Origin of the sequence: Methylobacterium goesingense, from assembly GCF_022179225.1 — a bacterium.
GTDB lineage: Bacteria > Pseudomonadota > Alphaproteobacteria > Rhizobiales > Beijerinckiaceae > Methylobacterium > Methylobacterium goesingense.
The window spans coordinates 1-3,192 of sequence record NZ_BPQL01000127.1; the positions used below are offsets into that span (position 1 = coordinate 1).

General features: G+C 71.6%; 4 protein-coding genes and 1 pseudogene. 2 read left to right on the forward strand and 3 right to left on the reverse strand.

The genetic code is table 11. From position 1 onward, the window contains the following. Nucleotides 1-143: 143 nt before the first annotated feature. From MFF30_RS20155 to MFF30_RS20165, 3 genes are read right to left on the reverse strand one after another with little or no spacing between them, the layout of a single operon-like run. Nucleotides 144-401: a DUF6111 family protein gene (locus MFF30_RS20155; protein ID WP_238281546.1), complete on the reverse strand. Its 258-nt coding sequence runs from the start codon at nucleotides 399-401 to the stop codon at nucleotides 144-146. A 33-nt stretch (nucleotides 402-434) separates the two neighbouring features. After that, nucleotides 435-1,076, reverse strand: a complete 642-nt coding sequence (locus MFF30_RS20160; protein ID WP_238281549.1) for a CoA pyrophosphatase — start codon at nucleotides 1,074-1,076, stop codon at nucleotides 435-437. Beyond that, entirely contained in the window at nucleotides 1,073-1,666 is a 594-nt protein-coding gene (locus tag MFF30_RS20165; RefSeq protein WP_238281555.1) for a DUF1285 domain-containing protein, read from the reverse strand. Before MFF30_RS20165 ends, MFF30_RS20160 begins: the two co-directional genes overlap by 4 nt. A gap of 240 nt (nucleotides 1,667-1,906) precedes the next feature. On the opposite strand from MFF30_RS20165, the gene MFF30_RS20170 reads away from it, so the two are divergent. Together MFF30_RS20170 and MFF30_RS20175 are read left to right on the forward strand one after the other, a co-directional pair. Further along, on the forward strand, nucleotides 1,907-2,911 hold the full coding sequence (locus MFF30_RS20170; RefSeq protein ID WP_238281551.1) for an AAA family ATPase: 1,005 nt from the start codon (nucleotides 1,907-1,909) through the stop codon (nucleotides 2,909-2,911). 3 nt (nucleotides 2,912-2,914) lie between these two features. Continuing rightward, a pseudogene (locus MFF30_RS20175) lies at nucleotides 2,915-3,192 on the forward strand (DUF58 domain-containing protein); the annotation flags it as partial.

Here is a 3,192-nt window from a genome sequence, read left to right on the forward strand (position 1 = left end):
ACGACCCGGCTCGTCGGCGGCTGCGTACGCGACGCCGACGAGCCGGGTCGTCTCACCCTCCGCGTCCAGGGCCGCGAGGACCCGTCGCAGGCCTGGCCTGTCGAGGAGGCGGGCCAGACCCGATACCGCGAGGACGTGTCCGCTCACAGGAAGCGTCCGGGCACGACCTGTCCGTTCTCCAGGTGCGGCGGCACGTAGCCACCGCGATGACGCTCGCTGAAGAGTCCCGTCGCCACCAGCGAGAGAATGACCAGGGCTAGGCCTGCCAGGGTCAGCCGGAAACCCTGACCTTCCCAGTGCGCGGGCTGATCCGGCCGCCGCCCGCGGATTGCCAGGTAGAACGCGAAGAGCAGGAACGGCGAGAGGAAGATCAGGAGTTCTTCGAGGACGCGGCGGATCATGAATGTCTCGAACGGCGAGGGGACGGGGCGGCGTCAGGGGAAGAGGCGCTCCCGCAAATTGTTCACGATTCCTGCGGTGACGCCCCAGATCCGGAACTCGCCGTAGGTGATGGCGTAGTAGCGCCGCTGCCGCCCACGCCAGACCGCGCTCTCGATGCGGCGCTGGGTCGGATCGAGAAGATGGCGCAAGGGCACCTCGAACGTGGCGGCGACCTCGTCCGGGTTCAGGCAGAGGTCCGCCCTCGGGTCGACGAGGCCGAGGACGGGCAGAACGAGGAACCCCGTGGCCGAGAGATAGGGATCGAGGTAGCCGAGCACACGGATCGCCTCTGCGACAAGTCCGACCTCCTCCCGGGCCTCGCGCAGAGCGGCATGGGCCGGGCTCGCATCGTCGGCGTCGATCTTCCCGCCCGGGAACGCGATCTGCCCCGAATGGTCGCGCAGATGCGCCGCCCGCACGGTGAACAGGACGTGGAGGCCGTCCGCCCGAGGCAGCACCGGCACGAGTACCGCGGCGCGCCGGTGCGGGGTTTTCGGCACCACCGCCGCCTCGGGTCCGTCGAGGTCGTGATCGCCGCGGGGATTCGCGGTCGGAGCGCCGTCGCCCGGCGGCTCTGCGCACAGGTGCGCGGCGGCCCGGGCGAGGAGGTCCGCCAGCGGGTCGTCGTGCGTCATGCGCTCTCGGCTGGCGCGATGCGATGGAAGGCGCTCCCGGCCGCGACGCCGAGCCAGCCGTCCCGCTCCTCGGCCATCGCGAGGAGATCGTAGGTCAGCGCCCGGGTCAGAAGCGCCCAGAGGTCGCGGCGGACATGGACGTAGGGTCGCAGACCGCCGCCCGCATCCTGCTCGAAGCGCAGGGCGTGGTCCGCATCGACCGGGACGAGGTCGTCGACATTGGTGCGAAAGGCGATGCGGCGCTCCGGACCGTCGCCCTCGACCGCCATCTCCACGGCGACGAACGGGGCATCTTCCACCGCGATGCCGACGCTCTCCACGGGGGTGACCAGGACGTAGCCGCCGTCTGGTTCGCGCCGAAGGATCGAGGCGAACAGCTTGACCAGCGCCGGGCGACGGATCGGCGCGCCCTCGTGATGCCAGGTCCCGTCGGCGGCGATCCGCATGTCGATCGCCCCGCAGAAGGGCGGGTTCCATCGCTCCACGGGCGGCGTGCCGCGGCGCGCCGCATCGCCGAGGGCGGCGCTGAGACGGTCGATCGTCGGATCGGCGACGGGAGGCGCTGGATCGGCAGGCGCTGGATCGGTCATGAGGTACAAGATAGCGCATCCGGACGACGGGGGAACGGCGGGCGATGGCCTCTCCCCGCTGTTCGGCGCGGCCCGCTCGCGCAGGCCTGAACCCTGCGTCGTCGCGCCGACCTTGCCAGCGTGCCGGAAAGGGCGCCACACTCCCGGTCAGATGGCCGACGCAAGGCCCGCCCCTCGATGGCGCATTCCCGCTGCGCACGGCCCTCCACGGCCGGCGCGGAGAAGCCAGGACCGACACGCATGATTCAGGGCTCCCAGCCGGCCACCACCCTCGATGACGGCATCGTCGCCACGGCGGAAGCCTGTCTCGGCTCGGTGGGGCAGGCCCGCGAGGCGATCCATAAGGTCATCTTCGGCCAGGAGCAGGTGGTCGATCTCGCGCTGGTGACGATCCTGGCCGGCGGCCACGGCCTGCTTGTCGGCCTGCCGGGCCTCGCCAAGACCAAGCTCGTGGAGACGCTGGGCACCGTCCTCGGCCTCGATGCCCGCCGGGTGCAGTTCACCCCGGACCTGATGCCGTCCGACATCCTCGGCACCGAGATCCTCGACGAGGATGCGGATCGCCACCGCTCGTTCCGCTTCGTCAAGGGCCCGGTCTTCACCCAGCTCCTCATGGCGGACGAGATCAACCGCGCCAGCCCCCGCACGCAGTCGGCCCTGCTCCAGGCGATGCAGGAGCATTTCGTCTCGGTAGCGGGTGAGCGCCACGACCTGCCGCGTCCCTTCCACGTGCTGGCCACCCAGAACCCGATCGAGCAGGAGGGAACCTATCCGCTGCCCGAGGCGCAGCTCGACCGCTTCCTCCTGGAAATCGATGTCGGCTATCCCGACCGGGCCGCCGAGCGCCGCATCCTGATCGAGACCACCGGAATCGACGAGCACAAGCCGCAGGCGGTGATGTCCACCGAGGCGCTGCTTACGGCTCAGCGCCTCGTGCGCCGCTTGCCCGTCGGCGACGCGGTGGTCGATGCCATCCTCGACCTCGTGCGCGCCGCGCGCCCCGAGGGCGGCGATCCCGCGCTCAAGGGCAAGCTGCTCTGGGGACCGGGTCCCCGTGCCAGTCAGGCGCTCACCCTGGCGGTGCGTGCCCGCGCCCTGATCGAGGGCCGCGTCGCCCCCTCCATCGACGACGTGAAGGCGCTGGCCGAACCGGTGCTGAAGCACCGCATGGCGCTGAGCTTTGCGGCACGCGCCGACGGCGAGACCATCCCGGGCCTCATCGCCCAGCTCGCCGGCAAGCTCTAGGGCATGGCGATTCCCCGGCCCGGCGGCGGCGCCACCCAGGTCCTCGACCGGAGCGCCCGCACTCCGGGGCGCCGCGAGACCGAGAGCGCGCTCGCATTGGCCGAGCGGATGCCGCGTCTGATCCTCGAATCCCGCCGGGTGTCCTCGACGCTGGCCCACGGCATTCACGGCCGCCGCCGGGCCGGGCCGGGCGAGAGCTTCTGGCAGTTCCGGCCCTTCGTCGCGGGCGAGGCCGCCGCGCGGATCGACTGGCGCCGCTCGGCCCGCGACGACCGGCTCTA

What these genes read in the sequence shown, in the direction of transcription:
- MFF30_RS20155 (WP_238281546.1), bottom strand. Translation starts at nt 401, where the DNA reads ATGATCCGCCGCGTCCTCGAAGAACTCCTGATCTTCCTCTCGCCGTTC.
- MFF30_RS20160 (WP_238281549.1), bottom strand. Translation starts at nt 1,076, where the DNA reads ATGACGCACGACGACCCGCTGGCGGACCTCCTCGCCCGGGCCGCCGCG.
- MFF30_RS20165 (WP_238281555.1), bottom strand. Translation starts at nt 1,666, where the DNA reads ATGACCGATCCAGCGCCTGCCGATCCAGCGCCTCCCGTCGCCGATCCG.
- MFF30_RS20170 (WP_238281551.1), top strand. Translation starts at nt 1,907, where the DNA reads ATGATTCAGGGCTCCCAGCCGGCCACCACCCTCGATGACGGCATCGTC.